We start from the raw sequence: 23,667 nt of genomic DNA, 5'->3' as shown, positions 1-23,667 counted from the left end.
GCCTGCAAACTATTACTGAGCGATGTGCCAAATTGAGGTATATGGGACAAACGTAGCCGCACTTTCCTGCTCTGTACATACCGTGCCGGGCGTTTTCGATAAATGGATCCAATTTTGTGATGAGGACAAGTCCGGTCGATGCTCATTTGAAGGCGCAGCGCTGGCGAGTGCTGTGCCTGGCGTTGGCCTTGCCCGAAATAAGCGGTCTCGGCTGGCGGATCTACCGTCAACAGGCTATTCGCAGGCAAGCCTGCTCCTACACAGGCTGTGTGAAAACCCCAACAGAAAACTGAACTGCATGTTCGTACGTCAATTCTGAAATAGATCGGCTGTTGGACAGACCTGAATTTCACGTAGGAACGCGATTTTCAGGTCAGTTTTTAATCAGTTAATCGGTCGCGGAGGTTTTCACACAGCCTGTACAGGTGATCGCATTCTCTGTGGGAGCAGGCTTGCCTGCGAAAGACAGCACAGCGAGGCGGCGGAACATGAGGTTCTCCGTCAAGAGTCAAGAAGGAGGATAGGTGGTCAGGGCTTGGGCTATGGCTTGGCGCAAGGCTTTGGCGCGGCCGGACTCATCGCCGCCGCTTGCGGTTTCAGCGCTTGCGCTCCATACGGGTTGACCGCTTCGGTTATCGAACAGGCTGATGCGCACCACGACCACTTGCACCTGATACGTGCGTACGACGGGCACAGCGCCATAGTATGGATCGTAGACGTCTTGGCGAACCTGACGCAGGCGTGTTTCCAGATGCGTGTCGGCACTCACGGTCAAGTCTGCCGGCTGATTGCTCATCGCCGGCCGCAAGCCACGCTGATCCAGGCCGTTGCTGACCGCTTCGGCCAGTTGCTCCGAGTTAGCCCATGGCGAGCCGCCGGGGAGTTGCCCGTTGACCCAGGTCCAGTTGCGATAGCGCCCGTAATCGCGGGTCGGCGCCGGGTAGGCGCTCAGGTCCACGGCGCTGCTCGCTTGGGGCGGTGCCGGTGGCAACGGGTTGGAACTGGCGACGTAAGGGTTGGGGCTCTGACAGGCGCTGACGCCCAGACAGAGCAACATTAAAGCGAGGCGTTTCATGATGGTCTCCGCAGTTAGCCTCTTGGCGATGAGCGACTCAAAGTGGCCGGCACATCCAGTGCAGATAACGTCCCACGCCAGCAAAACCAGGGTGGCGACGATGGGCCAGTTCCATTTCCAGCAAGTCCGCGAGTGCGACCCTGGCTTGAAACTCCACCGGCATGTAGTCGTGAAAAACCCTTACGCCACTCTGGGTTTCGACTCGCCACAGACCTTCAAGTTGCACCGCCAATTCGCGCGGATCAAGCGGTTGTTGTGGGGTCAGGCTCTGCTTTTCACCGGCCATGTCATTCTTGCGCATCTTGCGGAAATGGCCTTTGAGCAGATTGCGATAGATCAATGCATCGCGGTTATAAAACGCCAGCGACAGCCAGCCATCTTGCTTAGTCAACTGATGCAACACCGGCAGGATCGCATGGGGATCGGCCAGCCATTCCAGCACGGCGTGGCACAGCACCAGATCGTAGGGTTCGGTGAGCTGGCCGAGCAGCTCCTGCCAGGGCGCCTGAATGAAGGTCGCGCTTTGGCCGGCTTCGGCGAAGCGCTGGCGTGCGCCTTCAAGCATCGGCTCGGCCGGTTCGGCAAGCGTCACCAGATGACCGCGTTCGGCCAGCCACAACGACATATGCCCCAACCCTGCGCCGATATCCAGCACGCGCAAGGGCCGGTCAGGCAGTATTTCGCTGAGGTCGGCCTGCAAAACGGCCAGGCGGATGGCACCTTTGGCACCACCATAGATTTTTTCGGCGAACCGGGTCGCCAACTGATCGAAATGACGGTCGCTCATTTGCTGAACCGCCGTTCGCTGTCGGCCAGTTTATTGCGCACCACCTGTTCCATATCCAACCCCAATTCGCTGCACATCAGCAGCAGATACAGGACGATATCGCCCACTTCCTGACCCGCATGTTCCAGCTGCTCCGCCGGCAGTTGCCGTGACTGCTCTTCGCTGAGCCATTGGAAGATTTCCACCAACTCGGCCATCTCCACGCTGGCGGCCATTGCCAGGTTTTTCGGGCTGTGGAATTGGCGCCAGTCATTCTGGTCGCGGATCTGGTGCAGGCGTTGGGTAAGTTCGTCGAGGTTCATGGGGCTCTCCTGAAGACGCATAGCTTCAAGGGGATGAGGGCGGGAAGCAAGTGTCGAGAGCCCGTCGTAATTCAATTTGTAGGGGCTGTGTATAGCCCGGAAGTTCTTATGTCACCGGTTGCCAACTCCCGATCATATGCACCATGTCATTCGCGCCGGTAAGCCGCAGCTGCCCACTGGAGCCGGCGGGGCTGGCGGATAGCACAACCTCGCTGGGCAGGCGCACCGGTTTCTGGAATTGCACGTCGATCTCGATGTTCGATGCTGGCAGGTGATCAGCCAGGGCCGCAAGGGTCCGCGCCTTGAGCCACAGACCATGGGCGATGGCCTGGGGGAAGCCGAACATTTTGGCGCTGGCGGCACTCAGGTGAATCGGGTTGTAGTCGCCAGAGACTTTGGCGTATTGCCGACCGATATCGGCGGGCGCCTGCCAGCGCACCACTTCGCTGAGCAGCAACGGCGCGGGCTCGAAATCGCCGGTCGGCACGCCAGGCAACTGCACGCCGCGACAGAGCATGGTGCTGTCCTCTTCCCACAGCGGACCGAGTACGTCTTCGACTTGAGTGATCAGGCTGAAGGTCGCGCCTTTGGCGTGAGGTTGCAGGTTCGCGAGATGAACGCTTATTCGCACCTGACCCACGCCACCCAGCGGGCGCAAGGTGCTGATGCGATTGCCGAGGTGAATCAGACCCAGTAGCGGGAAAGGGAAATCCTTGGCTGTCATCAACTGCATTTGCAGGGCGAACGCCAGTACATGGGGGTAAGTCGGCGGCAGCAGGCTGCTGTTAGTGAACCCGCAAACGTTGCGATAGGTTTCCAATCGCTTGGGGTTGACCGACACCCAACAGCGCAAACCTTGATTGGGCAGTTCGGCGCCAGTGACCTTGCGCCGCAACGCGGCCTGCATGAACAAACCCGGTAAGGCGGGCGGTGTATTCAGATAGCTCCACTGTGAGGCCATTGCTCATCTCCCTGCTCTTGCAATAAAGGGCATGCAACAAAAGGTCAGGCGCCAATAACGCTCTGCCCACACACTCGCAGAACCTGCCCGCTGACTGCCCCCGTACCTGGCTGACTCAGCCAGGCCACGGCTTCTGCGACGTCTTGTGGCAAACCACCCTGGCCCAGTGAACTCATGCGTCGCCCGGCCTCACGCAAGGCGAAGGGCATCTCGGCGGTCATTTTGGTTTCGATGAAGCCCGGCGCCACGGCGTTGATGCTGATGCCACGTTCATGCAACAACGGTGCCCAGGCTTGGGCCAATCCGATCAATCCGGCTTTGCTGGCGGCGTAGTTGGCCTGCCCGCGATTGCCGGCGATACCACTGATGGAGGCCAGCAGAATCACGCGCCCGTTGTCGCGCAGGGTGCCGCTGTCGAGCAGGGCTTTAGTCAGCACTTGCGGAGCGTTGAGGTTGACGCCGAGCACCGCGTCCCAGAATTCGGCGGTCATATTGGCCAGGGTTTTATCGCGGGTGATACCGGCGTTGTGCACGACGATATCGATGCCGCTGCCGTGGTGTGCGCCCAAGCCCTCGATCAACTGGGCCGCAGCGTCGGCCGCGCAGATATCCAGCGCCAGACTTTGCCCACCCAGACGCGCAGCCAGCGCTTCGAGATCGGCCTTGGACTGCGGTACGTCCAGTAGCACCACTTCGGCGCCGTCGCGGGCCAGGGTTTCGGCAATCGAGGCGCCAATCCCGCGCGCCGCACCGGTAATCAACGCCCTGAGCCCGGTCAGCGGGCGGCTCCAGTCCTGTACATGGGTCGCGCATGGGCTCAGGCGCAAGACCTGCCCGGAGATGTAGGCGCTCTTCGGCGACAGGAAAAACCGTAGCGCGCCTTCCAGTTGATCTTCCGCGCCCTCATCGACGTGCAGCAATTGCACGGTGCCGCCGTTGCGCATTTCCTTGGCGAGGGAGCGGCTGAAGCCTTCTATGGCCTGTTGGGTGCTGGCGGCCAGCGGATCACTCAGGGAGGCAGGCGCTCGACCGAGGATCAACACATGGGCGCTTTGATCGAAGCTTCTCAAAATCGGCTGGAAAAATTCGCGCAATTGCTTGAGTTGGTCAGTGTGGACAAGGGTGCTGGCGTCGTACAGCACGGCCTTGAGCTTGGGCCCTTGCTCGGCGACCCAGGCGGTCGCGCCCGGTTGATCGCTGCCAAAGCTGTACAGCGAATCGGTAAGACGCTCGGCAAAAATCCTCACGTGGTCAGCCAGCGGCCCGGCACTGATCAATAGCGTGCCTTCGATGGGGCGCAGCCGCCCGGCTTGCCAGCGTTCCAGACGGACCGGCGCCGGCAGGCCAACGGCTCCAATCAGGCGCCGCCCGATATCTGAGTTGGCGAAGTCGATATAGCGATCTGAGGACATGGAACGCTCTCCTTGAGCAGGGGTTCAAAGCAGTTGACCACTAGAGCTTAGCGGCGTTCGTTGCAATCCGACCTACGCTGTTCTCTACCGGTTTGCATGCTTCGCTCAACAAAGAGTTCGCTTAACAAACAAGGGAGTTTTTATGAATCAGCCACGTCGGGTCGCCATTGTCGGCGGCAATCGCATCCCTTTCGCCCGTTCCAACGGCGCCTACGCCACGGCGAGCAATCAGGAGATGCTGACCGCCGCGCTGGAAGGGCTGATCGAGCGGTTCAGCCTGCATGGCTTGCGCATGGGCGAAGTGGTGGCGGGTGCGGTGCTCAAGCATTCTCGGGACTTCAACCTGACCCGCGAGTGCGTGCTGGGCTCGCGGTTGTCACCACAGACGCCAGCCTACGACGTTCAACAGGCCTGCGGCACAGGGCTGGAAGCGGCGCTGCTGGTGGCCAACAAAATCGCTCTGGGGCAGATCGAATGTGGTATTGCAGGCGGCGTGGACACCACGTCTGATGCGCCAATCGGGGTTAACGAAGACTTACGCCACATTCTGTTGCAGGTCAATCGCAGCAAAACCGGTGCGGAGAAGCTCAAGGCCCTCTTAAAGCTGCGCCCGCACAACCTGAAACCTGAATTGCCGCGTAACGGCGAGCCGCGCACCGGCCTGTCCATGGGGCAGCATTGCGAGCTGATGGCGCAGACGTGGAACATTTCCCGCGAAGCACAGGACGAATTGGCGTTGGAAAGCCATCTGAAGATGGCGGCCGCGTATGCCGAAGGCTGGCAGGACAACCTGCTCACGCCCTATCTGGGCTTGATCCGCGATCAGAACCTGCGCCCGGACCTGACCCTGGCCAAACTCTCCAGTCTCAAGCCAGCATTCGAGCGCAGCGCGAAAGGCACGCTGACCGCAGGCAATTCCACGCCCCTGACCGACGGCGCTTCGTTGCTGCTGTTGGCCAGCGAAGCATGGGCCAAAGAGCGCGGCTTGCCGGTATTGGCTTATTTGCGTGATGGCGAAGCGGCGGCAGTGGATTTCGTCAACGGTGCCGAAGGTTTGCTGATGGCCCCTGTTTACGCGGTTCCACGCTTGCTGGCGCGCAACAACCTGAGCTTGCAGGATTTCGACTACTACGAAATCCACGAAGCCTTTGCTGCACAAGTGCTGTGTACGCTCAAGGCCTGGGAGGACGCTGACTACTGCAAAACCCGCCTGGGCCTTGACGGGGCGTTGGGTTCAATTGATCGCAGCAAGCTCAATGTCAAAGGCAGCTCGTTGGCGGCCGGTCATCCCTTTGCCGCAACCGGCGCCCGCATCGTTGCCAATCTGGCCAAGTTGCTGGAGGTGGCGGGGCAAGGGCGCGGGCTGATCTCCATCTGCGCGGCGGGCGGGCAGGGGGTGACGGCGATTATCGAAAGATAACGATCAGGCGACCCGCGCCGCGCTGGCCTGGGTTTTTTGCAGGCGGTTGCGGGCGGCGTAGCTCTCAGCCATCACCGAACAGACGATCAACTGCATCGGGTGATAAATCATGATCGGCAGCAGAATCAGGCCCAGACCGGGGTTGGTGCCGAAGATCAGCGCAGCCATCGGTGCGCCTGCGGCCAGGGATTTTTTGCTCGCACAAAATACCGCTGCCACTTCATCGGCGTGATTGAAGTGCAAGGCGCGCGCTGTGCGTGTGGTCATGAACAGAATCGCCGCCAGCAACAGCCCACTGCCGATGAAGGCGCTGAGAATCACCGTGTCGCCTTGTTGTTGCCACATGCCGGACACCATCGAGTTGCAGAACGCGGCATAGACCAGCAACAGGATGACCACCTTATCGGCGACGTTGGTGTAGCGCTTGTGCCGGGCGAAAAACTTGCCGAGGAACGGTCGCACCAGTTGCCCCAACACCAGTGGCAACAGGAGCATCCCGCACAGGTCGAGCAAGGTTGAACCCAGATCGATACCGCCGGCACCCGTGCCGACCACCAGGCTAACCAGCCACGGCGTCATGAATATCCCGAACACACTGGACATGCTGGCATTGAGGATGGCTGCCGGAACGTTGCCGCTGGCGCTGCCGGTCAGTGCGACTGAAGAAGAAATGGTCGAGGGCAGGGCGCACAGGTATAGGAAACCGAGCATCAACAGAGCGGGTATGTGCGAGCCGAACAGCTGGTTGCAGAGCAGCCAGATCAGCGGGAACGCCACGAAGGTGAAGCCCTGCACCATGATGTGCAGGCGCCAGTTCTTCAGGCCGTGACTGATTTGCTCGCTGGACAGGTTGACGCCGTGCAGGAAGAACACCAGAAACACACCGATATTGATCACCCACCCTGCGTGCATCCCGCCACCGGCGCTGCCGAAACCGGGGAAAAAATACGCCAGCAGGGTGGCGATCAGCATTCCGCAGAGGAACCAGTCCGTGACAACGCGTTTGAGGTGCTTGAGTGCGTGCATAAAAGGTTGGGCCTGATTCTATGTAGGTAAGCGTTATAAGTAAGAGTTTTGTAAAAAAGTATGACCGCAGGTTAACGTAGGCGCTCTGATGCCGTCTTGCGACATAAGGCCAATCGATGCCGACTAACGGACAACGAGGTACCGAACGCCAGATTCCTGTGCTGGATGCTCTGCCGCGTCCGGTTTATGCCCGCGCCGAAAGTCTGAGCGCGGGTTCCTGGACGCCGCCTCATCGTCACGACTGGGTACAGTTTTCTTATGCGATCAGTGGCGTACTGGGCGTGCATACCGCAGAGGGTAGTTTTTTCGCGCCGCCGCAATGGGGCGTGTGGATTCCGGCCGGGCTAGAGCATGATGTGGTCACCTCGATGCGCGCCGAAATGCGTAGCCTGTATGTGCGCAAAGAAGACTGCAGCTGGGCGCCGGAGCGATGCCGGGTTCTGGAGGTCACGCCGCTGGCCCGTGAGTTGATCAAGAGTTTTTGCCTGCTGCCTTCGAGTTATCCACAGGGTGACAGCAGCGAGGCGAGGCTGGTCCAGGTGCTGCTCGATCAGTTGGAGGATTTGCCAGAGGTAGGGTTCTCGCTGCCGTTGCCGCGTCATCCGCGACTGCTTGGGTTGTGCAACGAATTGATCGAAAGCCCCGGCCAGTTGATCACCCTGCATGACTGGGCCGAGCGCCTGGGCACTTCGGAAAAGACCTTGATGCGTCTGTTCCAGCGTGAAACCGGTTTGAGTTTCCGTGGCTGGCGTCAGCGCGCGCGGCTGCTGTCGTCGCTCAGTGCCCTGGAAGAGGGCGACAGCGTGACCAACACTGCACTGTCTTGTGGTTACGACTCGACCTCGGCTTTTATCGCCGCCTTCAAAGGATTGTTCGGGTTTACGCCGGGAGAGTTGTTCAAACAGTGACCTTGTTTTATGGTGGTTGGCTGTGCGCATGCCCGGCATGGAAGCTGCTAAATAATTGAAGCCTTTCGTAAATCTGTGACGGTCAAAGGTCGGCATCCACTACTCGCTGTGAGAGGATTGCCGTATAACGAGCAACAATCGCGTGTTTGGCAACGAAGGACCCACAATAAAAGCTGATGAAGACTCCAAAACGCATTGAACCCCTGATCGAGGACGGTCTGGTCGACGAGGTGCTGCGCCCACTCATGAGTGGTAAAGAGGCAGCTGTTTATGTGGTGCGCTGTGGCGAAGAGCTGCGGTGTGCCAAGGTTTACAAGGAGGCGAATAAACGTAGTTTCCGGCAGGCCGCGGAGTATCAGGAGGGTCGCAAGGTTCGCAATAGCCGGCAGGCCCGAGCGATGGCCAAGGGTTCGAAGTTCGGTCGCAAAGAGACAGAAGACGCCTGGCAGAATGCCGAAGTGGCGGCGCTGTTCCGTCTGGCCAGCGCCGGTGTGCGCGTGCCCAAGCCGTATGACTTCCTCGAAGGCGTACTGCTGATGGAGCTGGTGGCCGACGAGTACGGCGATGCGGCACCACGTTTGAACGATGTGGTAATGGACGCGGACCAGGCGCGCGAGCATCACGCGTTCCTGATCAGTCAGATCGTGTTGATGCTGTGTACCGGTTTGGTGCACGGCGACTTGTCCGAGTTCAACGTGCTGTTGACCCCGGACGGACCGGTGATCATCGATCTGCCGCAAGCGGTAGACGCGGCGGGCAACAACCATGCGTTCAGCATGTTGGAGCGCGACGTCGGCAACATGGCTTCCTATTTTGGGCGCTTTGCCCCGGAATTGAGGGATACTCGGTACGCGAAAGAGATGTGGGCGCTTTATGAAGCCGGCACCTTGCACCCGGCCAGCCTGCTGACCGGCGATTTCGATGAGCCTGAAGACCTGGCCGATGTCGGTGGGGTTCTGCGGGAAATCGAAGCGGCCCGTCTGGACGAGGATCGCCGTCAGGCGGCCCGCGCCGCTGACGATGCGCCACCGAGCAAAGCCGAAGAGCCGCCTCCGCCCTGGATGCAGCAGTGATCCGCTAAACAAAAAATCCGGCTCAGGCCGGATTTTTATTGGGGCAGACAAAATACCGGTCACTGTAGGAGATGTCGCCCCGTCTTCGACGCCGCGCTGTCGCGCAGCAAACTCGGTCAATTGTAGGAGCGCGCTTGCCCGCGATGGACCGCGAAGCGGTCCCGAAAATGCTGAGCACAGTTCTATTGCCAGAATCGAGTTCGCTGATTTTGCGACTGCTTCGCAGCCGATCGCGGGCAAGCGCGCTCCTACAAAATAATCTTTTATTTCAGCTGGTTATGCATTGTTTGATAAGAGCTGCCAAAGGCTGCGAAACGGTCGTATTGGTGGCGGTATTTGAAGGTCGTTCCGGTCGAGCGCGACCCCGGCCTATCGCAGCCTTCGGCAGCTCCTACATGGACATTGTATTTGCCCTGGCGCCATCAGTCGCAACACCCACCCGACGCCAGATCCTTGAGGATCGGGCAGTCCGGGCGGTGATCGCCGTGGCAGTGTTCGACCAACTCCTGCAGGGTGTCGCGCAGACTGGCCAGTTCACTGATCTTCTGATTCAACACGCTGATATGTTCGCGCGCCAGGGCCTTCACATCGGCGCTTGCACGCCCGCGGTCTTGCCACAGGGTCAGCAGCCTGGCGACCTCTTCCAACGAGAAGCCCAGATCCCGCGAACGCTTGATGAACGCCAGGGTATGCAGATCATCCTGCCCATACAGGCGATAGCCGCTATCACTGCGGTGCGCGGCCTTGAGCAGGCCGATGGACTCGTAATAGCGAATCATCTTGGCGCTCAGACCACTGTGTCTGGCAGCTTGACCGATATTCATCTGGCTCCCTTGTTCAGTGGCTTGTTCAATATTCCAGTGCCATCTGTTTCAAGTACATGCCGTGGGGCCCGGTGGCGATCTGGTATTTGCGGACTTCGCCGGCCCTCAGTTCGATGGCCATCGCACGTGGTACATCCATCCCCGGCTGGCACCCCGGCACTTGGCCTGGCAGGAGGCGAAGACGCACAGTGGTCTTGCCTGGCGCCAGGTTGAAGGACGTGGACTCTTCCTGGAACAGGCGCCCAACCAACTGATCCTGAATGTACAGACCAATCTCGCATGAAGTGGCCACTTCCAGCCGCTCCCGAGAGATGATCAATACGCTGTAATCCTGCGAGTCAGCCTGGGCCCAGGGTGCTGACACCAACAGGCCGAGAATGCTGAATAGACTCAATGCTGACCAGCGCATTGCTGATACTCCTGCTTTTAATACGTTGATGACGCAGCTTGGCCGAGCCGTGTGACGAATACCAGCCCGGCAGAAAAAACAGACGCTTGACCTTGCCACAATGGAAAGGTTGAACATGCCTACAACCTTACCGAGGAGCAACAACATGCAGCGATTCAATGTTCAGGGTATGTCGTGTGGCCACTGCGTCCGTGCAATCACTCAAGCGGTGCACAGCAGTGATCCGGTCGCTGACGTGCAGGTCGATCTGGCCAGTGGTGAAGTACGGGTGAAAAGTACACTCGCGGCCGAGGTCGTTGCCAGCTTGATCAACGCCGAAGGGTATGCGGTGCAAGTGGTTTAAGAGTTGCGCAGATCCACTGTGGTCTGCACCAGCCCACTGAAAAACTTTGAAGTAATTTCCCCATCAGGACGCTCTGAGGATTCAGGACGGTTAGACTAGCGTGTCGCGCTGACTATAGTTTTGGATGCCTGATGAACCTGAGAACAATCCTGATTCTTGGCGCTTTGAGCGCTTTTGGGCCGCTGGCCATCGATTTTTATCTGCCCGGTTTTCCGGCGATGGCCTTGGCTTTCGCTACTGACGAAAAGCATGTGCAGCTGACCCTGGCGTCTTATTTTCTGGGCTTGTCCATCGGTCAATTGGCGTACGGCCCGATCGCGGATCGCTTTGGTCGACGCACCCCGCTGCTGGTCGGCGTCGGGCTCTTCACCCTGTCATCGCTGGCGTGTGCCTTTGCGCCCAATCTCGACTGGCTGATTGCCGCGCGCTTCATTCAGGCGCTGGGTGGTTGCGCCGGGATGGTGCTGTCGCGGGCCATCGTCAGTGATAAGTGCAATGCCGTGGAGTCGGCGAAAGTCTTCTCGCAATTGATGTTGGTGATGGGGCTGGCGCCGATTCTTGCGCCGATGCTCGGCGGCTTGTTGGTCAACCTGTATGGCTGGCAGTCGATCTTCCTGGTGCTGACCGTCTTCAGCGCCTTGTGCTCGCTGGCGGTAGCACTGGGTCTGCCAGAAAGCATGCCGGCTGGCCATCCACGCCATCCATTGGCCGGCGCGTTGGGACAATATCGGCGGTTGTTGGCTGATCCGGTCTTTCTTGGCCATGCCTTGACCGGCGGCATCGCCATCGCCGGTATGTTCGCCTACATCGCCGGCTCGCCATTCGTCTTCATCAAGCTGTATGGCGTACCGCCGGAGCATTATGGTTGGCTGTTCGGGACTAACGCAGCGGGTTTCATTCTGGTAGCACAGGTCAATGCGCGGATGTTAGGCAAATTCGGGCCGGCGTTTCTGTTGTCGCGCGCGGTCTGGGTTTATCTGGCGGCGGCCTTGGTCATACTCGGGATTGCCGGGCTGCACACCCAGGCGCTCTGGCCGTTGTTGATCCCTCTGTTCATCTGCATCGCCAGCCTGGGCTGCATCATTCCCAACGCCTCGGCGTGTGCCATGAGCGGCCAATGGGCAAGGGCCGGCAGCGCGTCGGCTTTACTCGGATGTCTGCAATTCAGTGTCGCTGCAGGCGCGGCGGCGCTGGTGGGTGTTCTACACGATGGCAGCGCCATACCGATGGCAATGGTGATCAGTTTGTGCGGGGTTTTCGCTGTGGGCGCAGCACTGCTGACCCGCCGTTTGCAACGGACGCGCGATGCACTCGCGGCCCAAACGGCCCATATCTGAAGCTGCTGGGGGTGGAGGAGCGGCTTGGCTCAGCCAGTGGCCTGCTGGCGATAGCCGGGGAGTTGGTGTGGAGCCCGAAGCCGGGATTCAAGCGTGTTGACGAAGGCGCGCGCCTCGGCCTCACTGCGGAAGTTCACGACATGCTGATCCAGACGGACCTGCCACTCACTCCCTTGAGATTTTGCTAACTCACGTACCAGGACTTTCATTGCTGACTTCCTCCGGTTGGCAAAGATTGCAATTGTAGTCCTGGAGTCACCGCCCGTAATGATTCAGATCAAGCGCCCTGACTGACGGTGCTGTTTTTTTAAACAGGAGCTGAACAGGGGTCGATCAGAAGCCTTCGAGCACGATCTTGCCTTTGGCCTTGCCGCTCTCCAGCAGCGCGTGAGCGCGACGCAGGTTGGCGGCGTTGATGGTGCCGAAGTGCTCACCAAAGGTGGTTCTCAAAGTGCCGGCATCGATCAGCGCTGCGACGCGGTTGAGCAGTGTGTGCTGCTCGATCATGTCGTCGGTTTCGAACAACGACCGGGTGTACATGAACTCCCAATGCAGCGACAGGCTCTTGCGTTTGAGCTTGCTTATGTCGAGGGATTTGGGGTCATCGATCAATGCCAGACGACCTTGTGGCGCCAGTGCTTCGACCAGTTGATCCAGATGCTGATCAGTCTGAGTCAGGCTAGCGACGTGAGTGACATGTGGCAGGCCAGCACGGGTCAGTTCTTCGCTGAGCGGCTTGCTGTGGTCGAGCACCTGATGCGCCCCCAGTTCACGGACCCACGTTTCGGTTTCAGGTCGTGAGGCCGTGCCGATGACGGTCAGGCCGGTCAACTGACGGGCCAGTTGAGTGAGCATCGAGCCCACGCCGCCGGCGGCACCGACGATCATCAGGCTTTGCCCTTTGTCAGCGGCGCCTTCGGCAATTTGCAGGCGTTCGAACAGCAGCTCCCAGGCCGTGATCGCGGTCAGTGGCAAGGCTGCGGCATGGGCGAAGCTCAGGGATTTTGGCATGTGCCCGACGATCCGCTCATCGACTACGTGCAGTTCGCTGTTGGCTCCGGCACGGGCGATGGAGCCGGCGTAAAACACCTTGTCGCCCGGCTGAAACAGCGTGACTTCGCTGCCGACCGCTTTGACGATGCCGGCCACGTCCCAACCCAACACTTTGGCGTCGCCGCCTTCCGGCTGAACGTTCTGGCGAACTTTGGTATCGACCGGGTTGACGGAGATGGCTTTGACTTCCACCAGCAGATCACGGGGGCCTGCAACGGGCGCAGCCAGTTCGATGTCCTGCAATGACAAGGGATCGCTGATGGGTAGGGACTGGTAGTAGGCGATAGCTTTCACGGGGTGCTCCTGAGAGATAAGCCTGAATCAATGTGATGGAGGAATGATTGGCTATTTCTCTTAAAGATAAAACCCGCTAAAACGGCAGGCTCTTTCAATTTATTTTTGATAATCCGAGTAAATGATGCTGCGCTTTAATGACCTTCAATTATTTGTCCAGGCCGCGGATCTGGGCAGTCTTTCCGCTGCTGCGCGGGTCATGGATATGTCGGCGGCGGTTGCCAGCGCTGCGCTCAAACGTATCGAGCAACAACTGGGCGCGCGGTTGCTGGCACGCTCGACCCGCAGTTTGCGTTTGACGGCCGAAGGTGAAGGTTTCCTCGAATATGCCCGCGCGGCCCTGAGCAGTCTGGAGGAGGGCCAGCGTTTGCTGGCCAGCAGCCAGGATCAAGTCAGTGGCGTTCTGCAACTGTCGGCGCCCTCGGATTTTGGTCGTAATGTATTACTACCCTGGCTCGACGAATTTCAGCGTCAACATCCGCAGCTCACCGTACGCCTGCTGCTGGGCGACCGAATTGCCGATTTGTTTCGCCAGCCGGTAGATATAGCCCTGCGCTATGGCGAGCCGGAAGACTCCAGCCTGATCGCCTTGCCCATCGCCCCGGACAACCGCCGCGTATTGTGTGCTGCGCCTTCTTATCTGGCCAGCCATGGCGAGCCGCAGCACGTGGAGCAATTGGCGCAGCACAACTGCCTGCTGTTCATGCTCGGCAATCGAGTGCATGACCATTGGCGCTTCCATGACGGCAAGCGTGAAATGAGTCTGACTGTGCGCGGGGATCGTTTTAGCGACGATGCCGACGTTGTACGCCTGTGGGCGGTAGCGGGTGTCGGAGTCGCCTATAAATCCTGGCTGGATGTTGCGGCTGATGTGCATGCCGGGCGCTTGAAACTATTGATGCCGCAATTGCAGGGGGAGTTGGCGCCGCTCAACTTGCTCTGTGCGCACCGTGCGCAACTGAGTAAACCAGTCAATTTATTGCGCGAGATGCTCAGGTTGCGATGTTCTGAGTTAGCACCGCGAACGCCTGTCAGCCAGTGACGTCAGGTTCAGGTTGCGGTGGCTTACATATGTGAAGGAATTGGCTGACATCCCGCACGCAAAAGTTCTACAAAAAAAACGGTTACCAGCAGCTTCAGGCGCGAATAAAGCCATTTAGAGGTCGTATTTTCTTGCCTGTTTTGTGTGTTTTTTTCGTAGGCATTTCCCTTGCTATAGGCGCTCGGATTTTGTGCGACTGACGGTAAGTGTCCGGCCAGAGCCGCTTTCACGGCAGGCGAGTAAATCACAAGGATTTTTCCGTTGTTAACGTGATGCCTGACTTTGGCTGTAGCGTGCCGGCGATTCCCGCGTCCCGGTTTTAATCCCATTTCGTAACAGGGCACTGGGCTTATACTTGGCGCCAGCGGCCGAGTCCGTATAAGTCGTCAAGCACGTCTGATGTGTAGGACGCTATCAGGCAGGCGCTATCGATGCAGATGTGAGCGTGTCTGAGGCAGAAATGGTTGCAGCATGTAAGGGCTGCGAGAGGGCGTTCTGGGCGTAGAGGTGAAATACAGCCCTGGTTTTGGCGGCTTAGCGTCTTGGCTGGATCCAATTTGCTGTTCACTATGTCAGTGCGATAGACGAATGTTTCAACAGGGAGTGAATACATGGAATATGCACCTTGCATTAGCCAGATAGCCACGCTATTGGCTGACCCCAAGCGCAGTGCAATGATTTGGGCGTTGATGGATGGTACCGCCCGCCCCGCAGACGAGCTGGCCTTGCTGGCTGGCCTTTCGACTTCTTCGGCAGGTGCGCATCTGGCGCGACTGGCTACCGGGGGGCTATTGAAGCAGGAGGCGCGCGGCAGGAAGCGTTTCTTCAGGCTGGCCGCGCCGGAAGTGGGTGCGGCGGTCGAGGCGTTGGCCAATGCTTCGCTGGTCAGCACCGACCACATCAGCCGAAGTGTGTCACAACCCGTCCCACTCACGCCTCCCTTGCCACTGCGTCGTGCCCGGATCTGTTACGACCATCTGGGCGGAGAGCTGGCGGCCGAGCTGTATCAACGATTGTTGGAGGCGGGCTGGATCGAGCAGCAGGAGCAGCGCATCGAAGTCACCAGTAAAGGTGTTGCTCAATTTGCCGAGCGCGGGATTTATGTCCCGGCGCTGGCCCATCGAAAGCGCCAGACTGTGTGCGCCTGTCCAGACTGGAGTGAACGCAAGCCACACCTGGGTGGAGCATTAGGTGCAGGCCTGCTGCAATTGTTCATTCAGCTGGGCTGGCTGCGCACCATGGAAGAGTCCACCGCCTTGCAGGTCTCGTCCAACGGGCAGCGCGAGATCAGCAAAATAGCCTCGGCTGCCTGACGCCGCACAGTGGGTCGTTCCCTCGTTCAAGGGGGAACGATCAACGTCCCATCAAGGTTTGACCAATCGCGCATCCAGGCTGTTCTGCGCCAGTCGCTTGGCCTGATCCTGGGTCATACCGAGATGGGTATGCAGCGCGTGGAAGTTCTCGGTCACATAACCACCGAAATACGCCGGATCGTCAGAGTTGACGGTGACTTTCACACCACGCTCGAGCATGTCGAGAATGTTGTGTTGAGCCATGTCGTCGAAGACGCGGAGCTTGGTGTTGGACAGTGGGCAAACCGTCAGCGGGATCTGTTCGTCGATGATTCGCTGCATCAGCCGCTCATCTTCGATGGCGCGGACACCGTGATCAATACGCTGAATCTTCAACAGGTCCAGAGCCTGCCAGATGTACTCGGGCGGGCCTTCTTCGCCAGCATGGGCGACAGTCAAAAAGCCTTCGTTGCGCGCGCGGTCGAACACGCGCTGGAACTTGCTCGGTGGATGGCCCATCTCTGAGCTGTCGAGACCGACGGCGATGAAAGCATCGCGAAATGGCAGTGCCTGATCGAGGGTTTTCTCGGCCTCTTCTTCGCTCAAATGGCGCAGGAAGCTGAGAATAAGGCCGCTGCTGATACCGAGCTTTTCCTGGCCGTCCTTGAGCGCACTGGCGATGCCGTTGAGTACCACTTCAAAGGCGATGCCCCGATCAGTGTGGGTCTGCGGATCGAAGAAGGGCTCGGTATGAATGACGTTCTGCGCCTTGCAGCGTTGCAGGTAAGCCCAGGTCAGGTCGTAAAAATCCTGCTCGGTGCGCAGCACATCGGCACCGCGGTAGTACAGATCGAGAAACTCCTGCAAATTGTTGAAGGCATAGGCCTTGCGCAGCGTTTCGACATCGGCCCAGGGCAGGGCGATCTTGTTGCGATCGGCCAGCGCAAAGAGCAATTCGGGCTCCAGCGAGCCTTCCAGGTGCAGGTGCAGTTCTGCCTTGGGCAGTGCGTTGAGCCATTCGTACATATGCTTTTCTCATCAGGTGCAGATGTTGGCATTCTACAGCAGTCTGTATTCCACACGTTCCGTCCCCTGTCAGACACTTTTGACCCAAGGCTTCCAATGCTGACTTATTTGAAAGAAGAAAAATTTCTGCTGTTGGCGCTCCTCGCGGCGATTGTCGCGTTCCCCGTCGAACACTGGTTGCTGACTCACGGTCAGGGTGTCGCGCTGGCGGGGGGGATTGCACTGGTGGTGGCGATTGTCAGCGCGTCGATGCGCGTGGCCCATCATGCCGAGCTATTGGCACATAAGGTTGGCGATCCCTATGGCACGATGATCCTGACGTTGTCGGCGGTGTTGGTCGAAGTGGTGATCCTGGCAATCATGATGGGCAACGAACCTTCGCCAACGCTGGTGCGCGATACCATCTATTCGGCGGTGATGCTCGATATCAACGGTATCCTGGGTCTGGCGGCGCTGATGGGTGGGCTCAAGCACGGTGAGCAGTCCTACAACGATGATTCGGCGCGCATTTACAGCGTAATGATCCTTACTGCGATGGGCGTTTCCATGGTGGTACCCGAGTTCATTCCCGAAGGTGACTGGAAGGTTTATTCGGCGTTCACTATTGGCGCGATGGTGGTGTTGTACACCTTGTTTCTACGGATGCAGGTCGGGCCGCACAGTTACTTTTTCAGCTACAGCTATCCGGAAAAGAAACGCAAGATTAAACCTGCTGAAGAAGAGCAGCCGATCAGCCTGACGCGATCTATCGGCACCCTGGTTTTCGGCGTGGTGGTGATTGGTGCGCTGGCTGAGGTGATGTCTAAAACCGTCGACCTGGGCCTGGAAGGCACGGGCGCGCCGCCGGTGATGACGGCGATTCTGGTGGCAGCGATTTCCGCTGCACCGGAAATCCTGACCGCCTTGCGCGCAGCCTTGGCCAACCGCATGCAATCGGTGGTCAATATCGCGATGGGCGCGTCGTTGTCGACGGTGATCCTGACGGTTCCGATCATGGAAGCAATGGCGTTGTACAGCGGTCAGCCGTTCCAGATGGCGATGACTCCGATACAGACGGTGATGGTTTTTATCACCTTGCTGGTCAGCGCGATCAACCTCAACGATGGCCAAACCAACGCCATCGAAGGCATGACTCACTTTGTGCTGTTCGCGACCTTCATTATGCTATCGTTGCTCGGGCTGTAAGCGACTCATTGCGACCGCTGCGCGGTCGATCGCGGGCAACGTGCCCGCGATGACGGTCTATCAGGCGAAGAGGCTTACCAGGGAATGGTCTCGCCCCGATAGTTGACGAAATGGTGCCCACCCTTGCCGGCAAAAGCATCGATCTGCTCCACCAGACCTTGAGTGCTGGTTTGCACATCGATATCAGCGCCTTCGCCACCCATGTCGGTTTTCACCCAGCCCGGATGCAGGGACAGCACTGTCGGCCTCGGTTCGGCCAGTTCTGTGACGAAGGTGTTGGTCATGGAGTTCAGCGCGGCCTTGCTGGCCTTGTACAACGCCATGTCGTTGCCTTCGGGGCACGCGACGCTGCCCAGCACCGAACTCATGAACGCCAGAATGCCGGTGTCCGGGCGAATCTGCTGGATCATCCGATCAGCCAGACGAATAGGCGCAATGGCGTTGGTCAGGAATAACTGACCGAGCTCTTCGGTGGTGGCTTGCGCTGCGCTCTGGTGCTTCGGCCCGCTGACCCCGGCATTGATGAACAACAGATCGAACACCTGTCCTTTCACCTTCTCGGTGAAGGCATCCAGGGATTGCAGGTCATTGATATCCAGTGTCTCAATTTGCACCTCAGGGATGGTCTGTGGGCCACCGGCCTGGTGCGGGTCACGCACTGTGGCGGTCACGTGCCAGCCTTGTTCGGACAGGCGCTGCACCAGGCCGAGGCCAAGGCCCCGGGAAGCACCGATGATCAACGCGGTTTTGGTATGTGGCATGGATCGAACTCCTTGTTCAAAAAAAGTGCTTCAAAGAAAGTGATTCCGAGGAAATAGCTGCCTCAGGGACTCAGTGGACAACTCTGGCCCAGCCGTTGTTGCAACTCAAGGCTCAGCTTGTCCTGCAGCAGTTGCGCTATCCAAGTCCTGAAGGTGCTTGACCCCGGAGCGTACTCCAGACTTTAGCCTGCGGGCACCTTTAGTGGGATTTGCCGGGCTCGCCCGTCCTGGATGAAATACCTGTTCATCCATTCGCAGTAATTGAGCAAAAAATGAACAGCTGAGCGCACCCCATGATCCCTCTACGCCTGCGACAGCCTTGCACGGGTTATCCACAGGTTGTTCCACAGTTATTGTGCGCAAGCCAAAAGTACGGGAATAAGCAGCGACGGGGATGGATCCAACTGCGATAAGTGAGGCTAACACCCTGTTTTAAGGTGGTTTTATTTCAGCAGGGGGTGAATTGGGCAAAAAACGACCAGTCGTCGCAACGCCATACGCTGCAAGGCTTGCAGGGGTATGTGCTCAGGTTATCCACAGCCGGGTGCACAGTAGATGTGGGCAATTAGACGCGGAGGGGCGGAGCGCTGATTCAGTTGTCCGACAGTCGCTGCAAGAGGATGCGCCCGCGACTCAGATCCGCCAGTTGTCGCTGCAGAATGTCGATGTGCTCCGGCCCGAGCGAGATCTGCAGTTCCACGCCGTTGGCGGTGAAGGTTTCGTTCTGCAGCAGACCGTTCAGCTCGGCCAGGCGCACTTTGACCAACGCCAGTTCGCTGAAGCTGCACGCACAGCTCAGTTGCACCCGATGGATCAATGGCAAGCGCTCGGCCTGTTGCAAACATTTATTGGCGCCACCCCCATAAGCGCGAGCGAGGCCGCCTGTGCCCAATTGGATGCCGCCGTACCAGCGGATCACCAACACCACGACCTGATCACAGTCCTGCGCTTCGATTGCCGCCAGAATCGGTCGACCTGCCGTGCCGCCGGGTTCGCCATCGTCGCTGCTGCGATATTGACCCGCCAGTTTCCACGCCCAGCAATTGTGCGTGGCATTCAGATCGCTGTGCTGCTCGATGAACGCCTGGGCGTCGGCGGCGCTGGTGATCGGTGCGGCGAGGGTAATAAAGCGGCTTTTGCGAATCTCTTCACGGTATTCGCAAGGGCCGACAAGGGTAAAAGGCATGTGTAGGTTCCAGCTATCGACGGCGTGAGGCACTGCTTCTGGTGACTGACCGATCAAGCCACCGGAGGCGTCAGTCCACAGCCTTTGAGGATGATGCGGATCAGGTTGTCGCTGGCGGCTTCCATATCCTGTTTGGTCAAGCGCGTACGCCCGGTGACCCGACAGATCTGGGTGGCGAAGTCGGCGTAATGCTGGGTGCTGCCCCAGAGCAGAAAGATCAAATGCACCGGGTCGACCGGGTCCATTTTCCCGGCGTCGATCCAGGTTTGAAACACCGCGGCCCGGCTTTGAAACCAGGCGCGGTAGTCCTGACTGAAATGCTCATTCAGGCATTCGCCACCGCTGATGATTTCCATGGCGAAGATTCGCGAGGCTTGCGGCTGACGTCGGGAGAATTCCATCTTGGCGCGAATGTAATGGCTCAGCGCCTGGGCAGGATCATCGTCGACGCTCAGCGCGTTGAAGGTGCTGTCCCACAGGTCGAGGATGTTGCTCAGCACCGCGATGTACAGCCCGAGTTTGTTGGTGAAGTAGTAATGCAGATTGGCTTTGGGCAGCCCGGCATTCTGCGCGATGGTGTTCATGCTGGTGCCTTTGAAGCCGTGACGGGCGAACTCGTCTTCAGCGGCTTTGATGATCGCCTCTTGGTTTTTCTGGCGAATGCGGCTGGCAGGTTTAGCGACGGCTTGGGGGCTGTGCGCTGGAACTTCAACGGTCATGGGCGGTTCCGAACGGGTCATGGGCTGCAACCTGTGAACAGATAACGCACCCGCGACGATCAGACAAGAGCTTGCGGTGCAAATTAGTGGTCGAGGGCTTGTCTCAGCGTGTTGCTGCCAGGCTTTCAAGAAAACTTTCCAGCACCAGATGAGGGCGTCGCCCCTTGCGAGTGACCGAGGCCAGACTCAGGTCGTAAAAGCGCTTCGTCGGTTTCAGTGATCGCAGTCGGCCTTGCTGAACCCACAGGCTGGCGTAGTGATCCGGCAGATAGCCGATATAGCGCCCGGTAAGAATCAAAAAGGCCATGCCTTCGCGATCCGATGCGCTGGCCGTGCAATTGAGCGCCTGGTAATGCGCCTGGATATCGGCAGGCAATCGAAAGGTCGGCGCGATGGCGTCTTGAGTGTCCAGGCGCGCGTCGTCCAGTGCGGCATCGTCCATATAGAAGAGCGGATGGCCAACGGCGCAATAAAGCAGTGAGCGTTCGCTGTACAACGGCTGATATTCCAGCCCGGACAAAGCGCTGGCTTGCGGCACCACGCCGACGTGCAAACGTCCGTCGAGCACCCCTTGTTCCACTTCACTGGGCGCGATCATGCGGATCTGGATATGCACGTCCGGCCCGCGCTCCTTCAGTTGGGCCAATGCATGAGTAATGTGCATGTGGGGCAGGGTGACGAGGTTGTCGGTGAGGCCGATATTCAGTTCGCCGCGCAAGTGCTGGTGCAGACCGTTGACCTCGGTGCGAAAGCTTTCCAGCGCACTGATCAGCTGTAAGGCCGACTGATACACCTCACGGCCTTCTTCGGTCAGGGAAAAACCGGCGCGTCCACGCTGACACAGGCGCAAGCCCAGGCGCTGCTCAAGATCGCTCATCTGCTGACTGATCGCCGAACGGCCGATGCCCAGCGCGCTTTCGGCGGCCGAGAAGCCGCCGGACTCGACTACGCTTCGAAAAATGCGCAACAAACGAATATCAAAATCGCTGACTTGGGCCAATGGATCGGGTCGACGGCTGCTCATAGTTTAGTAATCGGCTAACTGAAGATTAGAAATGTCGGGTTTTACAGACTTTATCGCCGTGGCAACTTAGCTGCAACAACAACGGCTTAATACGCTGCCCCATCGCCCCGCGAGGTATTTGCATCCATGACACTTCCAGATTCCGCCGAAAGTTCTCTGGCCAGCCAACTGAAGCTCGATGCTCATTGGATGCCGTATACCGCAAACCGTAGCTTCCAGCGTGATCCTCGGCTGATCGTCGCGGCACAGGGCAGCTACCTGACCGATGATAAGGGCCGCAAGATTTATGACTCCTTGTCTGGGTTATGGACCTGCGGCGCGGGGCATACGCGCAAGGAAATTCAGGAAGCGGTATCACGGCAGTTGGGCATTCTCGATTACTCGCCGGCGTTTCAGTACGGTCATCCCTTGTCCTTCCAGCTGGCCGAGAAAATCACCGAGCTGACGCCGGGCAATCTGAATCACGTCTTCTATACCGACTCTGGTTCTGAATGCGCGGACACGGCAGTGAAAATGGTGCGCGCTTACTGGCGCCTGAAGGGCCAGGCCACCAAGACCAAAATGATTGGCCGTGCCCGTGGTTATCACGGCGTCAACATTGCGGGTACCAGCCTGGGCGGGGTCAACGGCAACCGCAAAATGTTCGGCCAACTGATGGATGCCGATCATCTGCCGCACACCTTGTTGGCCAGCAATGCGTATTCGCGCGGCGTGCCTGAGCTGGGTGGTATCGCGCTGGCCGATGAAATGCTCAAGCTGATCGAGTTGCACGACGCCTCCAATATCGCGGCGGTGATTGTCGAGCCCCTGGCTGGCTCGGGCGGCGTACTGGTGCCACCGCAGGGTTATCTGAAACGCCTGCGCGAGATTTGCGATCAACACAACATCCTGCTGATTTTCGACGAAGTCATCACCGGCTTTGGTCGCACCGGCTCGATGTTCGGTGCCGACAGCTTCGGCGTGACGCCGGACCTGATGTGCATCGCCAAGCAAATCACCAATGGCGCGATCCCGATGGGCGCAGTGATTGCCAGCAGCGAGATTTATCAGACGTTCATGAACCAGCCGACGCCGGAGTATGCCGTCGAGTTTCCACACGGCTACACCTACTCGGCGCACCCGGTCGCCTGTGCTGCCGGTCTTGCTGCACTGGACTTGTTGCAGCGGGAGAATCTGGTTCAGCAAGCCGCCGAGGTTTCGCCGCATTTCGAAAGCGCATTGCATGGCATCAAAGGCGCAAAAAACGTCGTGGATATCCGTAACTACGGCCTGGCCGGCGCAATCCAGATCGCTCCCCGTGATGGCGACGCCATCGTGCGTCCTTACGAAGCCGGGATGAAACTCTGGAAAGCGGGTTTCTATGTGCGCTTTGGCGGCGACACCCTGCAGTTCGGGCCAACCTTCAACAGCAAGCCGCAGGATCTCGATCGCTTGTTCGACGCGGTGGGCGAAGCGCTGAATCAGGTCGACTGATCGCTATCAGACTAAACAGCAGGCGCGGCCCGGATCGCGCTTGTCCGCAATTTTTTGGAGTCATGCCATGAGCAACATTCAACACCTGATCAACGGCGAGTTCGTGACCGACACGGGTCGTACTGCCGATGTGTTCAATCCATCGACCGGTCAGGCTATTCGTAAAGTCCCATTGGCCAGCCGTGAAACCATGCAGCACGCAATCGATGCAGCCAAGGCCGCGTTCCCGGCCTGGCGCAACACGCCTCCGGCCAAGCGTGCCCAAGTGATGTTCCGTTTCAAGCAACTGCTGGAGCAGAACGAAGCGCGTATCGCACAGTTGATCAGCGAAGAACATGGCAAAACCCTGGAAGATGCTGCGGGCGAATTGAAACGCGGTATCGAGAATGTCGAATACGCCAGTGCTGCCCCGGAAATTCTCAAGGGTGAGTACAGCCGCAATGTCGGGCCGAACATCGATGCCTGGTCAGACTTCCAGCCTCTGGGTGTGGTCGCGGGTATCACGCCGTTCAACTTCCCGGCCATGGTTCCGCTGTGGATGTATCCGCTGGCGATCGCTTGCGGTAACTGCTTCATCCTCAAACCGTCCGAGCGTGATCCAAGCTCAACGTTGCTGATCGCTCAATTGCTGCATGAAGCAGGGCTGCCAAAGGGCGTGCTTAACGTCGTTCATGGTGACAAGACAGCAGTGGATGCGTTGATCGAGGCGCCGGAAGTCAAAGCCTTGAGTTTTGT

At 58.7% G+C, this 23,667-nt stretch carries 25 protein-coding genes (1 of these 25 cut by a window edge); 10 read left to right on the top strand and 15 right to left on the bottom strand.

What is annotated here, in order from left to right:
- Nucleotides 1–508: 508 nt before the first annotated feature.
- From AC1MEE_RS22345 to AC1MEE_RS22325, 5 genes are all read right to left on the bottom strand, one after another.
- Complete coding sequence (locus AC1MEE_RS22345; protein WP_480411711.1) at nucleotides 509–1,075, bottom strand: DUF4136 domain-containing protein; 567 nt, start codon at nucleotides 1,073–1,075, stop codon at nucleotides 509–511.
- A gap of 37 nt (nucleotides 1,076–1,112) precedes the next feature.
- Complete coding sequence (locus AC1MEE_RS22340) at nucleotides 1,113–1,862, bottom strand: methyltransferase domain-containing protein (protein ID WP_480411710.1); 750 nt, start codon at nucleotides 1,860–1,862, stop codon at nucleotides 1,113–1,115.
- Nucleotides 1,859–2,164 carry a nucleotide pyrophosphohydrolase gene (locus tag AC1MEE_RS22335; RefSeq protein ID WP_480411709.1) on the bottom strand — a complete coding sequence of 102 codons (306 nt, stop codon included), beginning with the start codon at nucleotides 2,162–2,164 and terminating at the stop codon, nucleotides 1,859–1,861. Before AC1MEE_RS22335 ends, AC1MEE_RS22340 begins: the two co-directional genes overlap by 4 nt.
- 106 nt (nucleotides 2,165–2,270) lie before the next feature.
- Nucleotides 2,271–3,125 carry a MaoC family dehydratase gene (locus tag AC1MEE_RS22330; RefSeq protein ID WP_480411708.1) on the bottom strand — a complete coding sequence of 285 codons (855 nt, stop codon included), beginning with the start codon at nucleotides 3,123–3,125 and terminating at the stop codon, nucleotides 2,271–2,273.
- A 44-nt stretch (nucleotides 3,126–3,169) separates the two neighbouring features.
- A complete protein-coding gene (locus AC1MEE_RS22325; protein WP_480411707.1) occupies nucleotides 3,170–4,537 on the bottom strand; it encodes a 3-oxoacyl-ACP reductase in 1,368 nt (455 codons plus the stop codon).
- Nucleotides 4,538–4,679: 142 nt separating this feature from the next.
- Here AC1MEE_RS22325 and AC1MEE_RS22320 point away from each other — a divergent pair, with 142 nt between their 5' ends.
- Nucleotides 4,680–5,957, top strand: a complete 1,278-nt coding sequence (locus AC1MEE_RS22320; RefSeq protein ID WP_480411706.1) for an acetyl-CoA C-acetyltransferase — start codon at nucleotides 4,680–4,682, stop codon at nucleotides 5,955–5,957.
- 3 nt (nucleotides 5,958–5,960) lie between these two features.
- Here the strand turns inward: AC1MEE_RS22320 and AC1MEE_RS22315 are convergent, their stop codons facing one another.
- Nucleotides 5,961–6,983, bottom strand: coding sequence for a bile acid:sodium symporter family protein (locus AC1MEE_RS22315; RefSeq protein ID WP_480411705.1), 1,023 nt, complete (start codon nucleotides 6,981–6,983; stop codon nucleotides 5,961–5,963).
- A 116-nt stretch (nucleotides 6,984–7,099) separates the two neighbouring features.
- On the opposite strand from AC1MEE_RS22315, the gene AC1MEE_RS22310 reads away from it, so the two are divergent.
- Together AC1MEE_RS22310 and AC1MEE_RS22305 are read left to right on the top strand one after the other, a co-directional pair.
- Nucleotides 7,100–7,891 carry an AraC family transcriptional regulator gene (locus AC1MEE_RS22310; protein ID WP_480411704.1) on the top strand — a complete coding sequence of 264 codons (792 nt, stop codon included), beginning with the start codon at nucleotides 7,100–7,102 and terminating at the stop codon, nucleotides 7,889–7,891.
- A 176-nt stretch (nucleotides 7,892–8,067) separates the two neighbouring features.
- Nucleotides 8,068–8,964, top strand: a complete 897-nt coding sequence (locus AC1MEE_RS22305; RefSeq protein ID WP_480411703.1) for a PA4780 family RIO1-like protein kinase — start codon at nucleotides 8,068–8,070, stop codon at nucleotides 8,962–8,964.
- A gap of 422 nt (nucleotides 8,965–9,386) precedes the next feature.
- Here AC1MEE_RS22305 and cueR read toward each other — a convergent pair whose 3' ends face one another.
- Nucleotides 9,387–9,788 carry a Cu(I)-responsive transcriptional regulator gene (cueR, locus tag AC1MEE_RS22300; protein ID WP_480411702.1) on the bottom strand — a complete coding sequence of 134 codons (402 nt, stop codon included), beginning with the start codon at nucleotides 9,786–9,788 and terminating at the stop codon, nucleotides 9,387–9,389.
- A gap of 25 nt (nucleotides 9,789–9,813) precedes the next feature.
- On the bottom strand, nucleotides 9,814–10,197 hold the full coding sequence (locus AC1MEE_RS22295; protein ID WP_480411701.1) for a hypothetical protein: 384 nt from the start codon (nucleotides 10,195–10,197) through the stop codon (nucleotides 9,814–9,816).
- Nucleotides 10,198–10,342: 145 nt separating this feature from the next.
- Between AC1MEE_RS22295 and AC1MEE_RS22290 the strand changes: the two genes are divergently transcribed.
- On the top strand, nucleotides 10,343–10,540 hold the full coding sequence (locus AC1MEE_RS22290; protein WP_480411700.1) for a heavy-metal-associated domain-containing protein: 198 nt from the start codon (nucleotides 10,343–10,345) through the stop codon (nucleotides 10,538–10,540).
- 131 nt (nucleotides 10,541–10,671) lie between these two features.
- On the top strand, nucleotides 10,672–11,877 hold the full coding sequence (locus tag AC1MEE_RS22285; RefSeq protein ID WP_480411699.1) for a multidrug effflux MFS transporter: 1,206 nt from the start codon (nucleotides 10,672–10,674) through the stop codon (nucleotides 11,875–11,877).
- Nucleotides 11,878–11,906: 29 nt separating this feature from the next.
- Here the strand turns inward: AC1MEE_RS22285 and AC1MEE_RS22280 are convergent, their stop codons facing one another.
- Together AC1MEE_RS22280 and AC1MEE_RS22275 are read right to left on the bottom strand one after the other, a co-directional pair.
- On the bottom strand, nucleotides 11,907–12,086 hold the full coding sequence (locus tag AC1MEE_RS22280) for a hypothetical protein (protein ID WP_480411698.1): 180 nt from the start codon (nucleotides 12,084–12,086) through the stop codon (nucleotides 11,907–11,909).
- Between the two features lie 124 nt (nucleotides 12,087–12,210).
- The gene (locus AC1MEE_RS22275; protein ID WP_480411697.1) at nucleotides 12,211–13,224 is read right to left on the bottom strand and encodes a zinc-binding alcohol dehydrogenase family protein; all 1,014 of its coding nucleotides are present in this window, start codon (nucleotides 13,222–13,224) and stop codon (nucleotides 12,211–12,213) included.
- A gap of 124 nt (nucleotides 13,225–13,348) precedes the next feature.
- Here AC1MEE_RS22275 and AC1MEE_RS22270 point away from each other — a divergent pair, with 124 nt between their 5' ends.
- Nucleotides 13,349–14,266, top strand: a complete 918-nt coding sequence (locus AC1MEE_RS22270) for a LysR family transcriptional regulator (RefSeq protein ID WP_480411696.1) — start codon at nucleotides 13,349–13,351, stop codon at nucleotides 14,264–14,266.
- Between the two features lie 611 nt (nucleotides 14,267–14,877).
- Nucleotides 14,878–15,579, top strand: coding sequence for an ArsR/SmtB family transcription factor (locus AC1MEE_RS22265; protein WP_480411695.1), 702 nt, complete (start codon nucleotides 14,878–14,880; stop codon nucleotides 15,577–15,579).
- A gap of 51 nt (nucleotides 15,580–15,630) precedes the next feature.
- Here AC1MEE_RS22265 and AC1MEE_RS22260 read toward each other — a convergent pair whose 3' ends face one another.
- The gene (locus AC1MEE_RS22260; RefSeq protein ID WP_480411694.1) at nucleotides 15,631–16,584 is read right to left on the bottom strand and encodes an adenosine deaminase; all 954 of its coding nucleotides are present in this window, start codon (nucleotides 16,582–16,584) and stop codon (nucleotides 15,631–15,633) included.
- Between the two features lie 96 nt (nucleotides 16,585–16,680).
- On the opposite strand from AC1MEE_RS22260, the gene AC1MEE_RS22255 reads away from it, so the two are divergent.
- Entirely contained in the window at nucleotides 16,681–17,769 is a 1,089-nt protein-coding gene (locus tag AC1MEE_RS22255) for a calcium:cation antiporter (protein WP_480411693.1), read from the top strand.
- Between the two features lie 74 nt (nucleotides 17,770–17,843).
- Here the strand turns inward: AC1MEE_RS22255 and AC1MEE_RS22250 are convergent, their stop codons facing one another.
- The 4 genes from AC1MEE_RS22250 to AC1MEE_RS22235 all read right to left on the bottom strand — a co-directional run bounded on the left by AC1MEE_RS22250 (nucleotide 17,844) and on the right by AC1MEE_RS22235 (nucleotide 21,459).
- Nucleotides 17,844–18,530 carry an SDR family oxidoreductase gene (locus AC1MEE_RS22250; protein WP_480411692.1) on the bottom strand — a complete coding sequence of 229 codons (687 nt, stop codon included), beginning with the start codon at nucleotides 18,528–18,530 and terminating at the stop codon, nucleotides 17,844–17,846.
- 592 nt (nucleotides 18,531–19,122) lie between these two features.
- Nucleotides 19,123–19,716, bottom strand: a complete 594-nt coding sequence (locus AC1MEE_RS22245; protein ID WP_480411691.1) for an IMPACT family protein — start codon at nucleotides 19,714–19,716, stop codon at nucleotides 19,123–19,125.
- Nucleotides 19,717–19,769: 53 nt separating this feature from the next.
- Nucleotides 19,770–20,435 (bottom strand): TetR/AcrR family transcriptional regulator, encoded by a 666-nt coding sequence (locus AC1MEE_RS22240; protein WP_480416302.1) that lies wholly within the window; start codon nucleotides 20,433–20,435, stop codon nucleotides 19,770–19,772.
- Between the two features lie 103 nt (nucleotides 20,436–20,538).
- Nucleotides 20,539–21,459, bottom strand: a complete 921-nt coding sequence (locus AC1MEE_RS22235; protein WP_480411690.1) for a LysR family transcriptional regulator — start codon at nucleotides 21,457–21,459, stop codon at nucleotides 20,539–20,541.
- Nucleotides 21,460–21,585: 126 nt separating this feature from the next.
- On the opposite strand from AC1MEE_RS22235, the gene aptA reads away from it, so the two are divergent.
- Together aptA and AC1MEE_RS22225 are read left to right on the top strand one after the other, a co-directional pair.
- Nucleotides 21,586–22,932 carry an omega-aminotransferase AptA gene (gene aptA / locus AC1MEE_RS22230; RefSeq protein WP_480411689.1) on the top strand — a complete coding sequence of 449 codons (1,347 nt, stop codon included), beginning with the start codon at nucleotides 21,586–21,588 and terminating at the stop codon, nucleotides 22,930–22,932.
- Between the two features lie 67 nt (nucleotides 22,933–22,999).
- On the top strand, nucleotides 23,000–23,667 hold the start of the coding sequence (locus AC1MEE_RS22225) for a CoA-acylating methylmalonate-semialdehyde dehydrogenase (RefSeq protein WP_480411688.1). The gene runs 826 nt beyond the window's last position; the window shows 668 of its 1,494 coding nt (coding positions 1–668); it begins with the start codon at nucleotides 23,000–23,002; the stop codon falls past the right edge of the window.

The organism is Pseudomonas sp. ASL3, from assembly GCF_056680425.1.
Note: the sequence above shows the minus strand (reverse complement) of the source record. Positions and strands in the feature narration are given on the sequence as shown.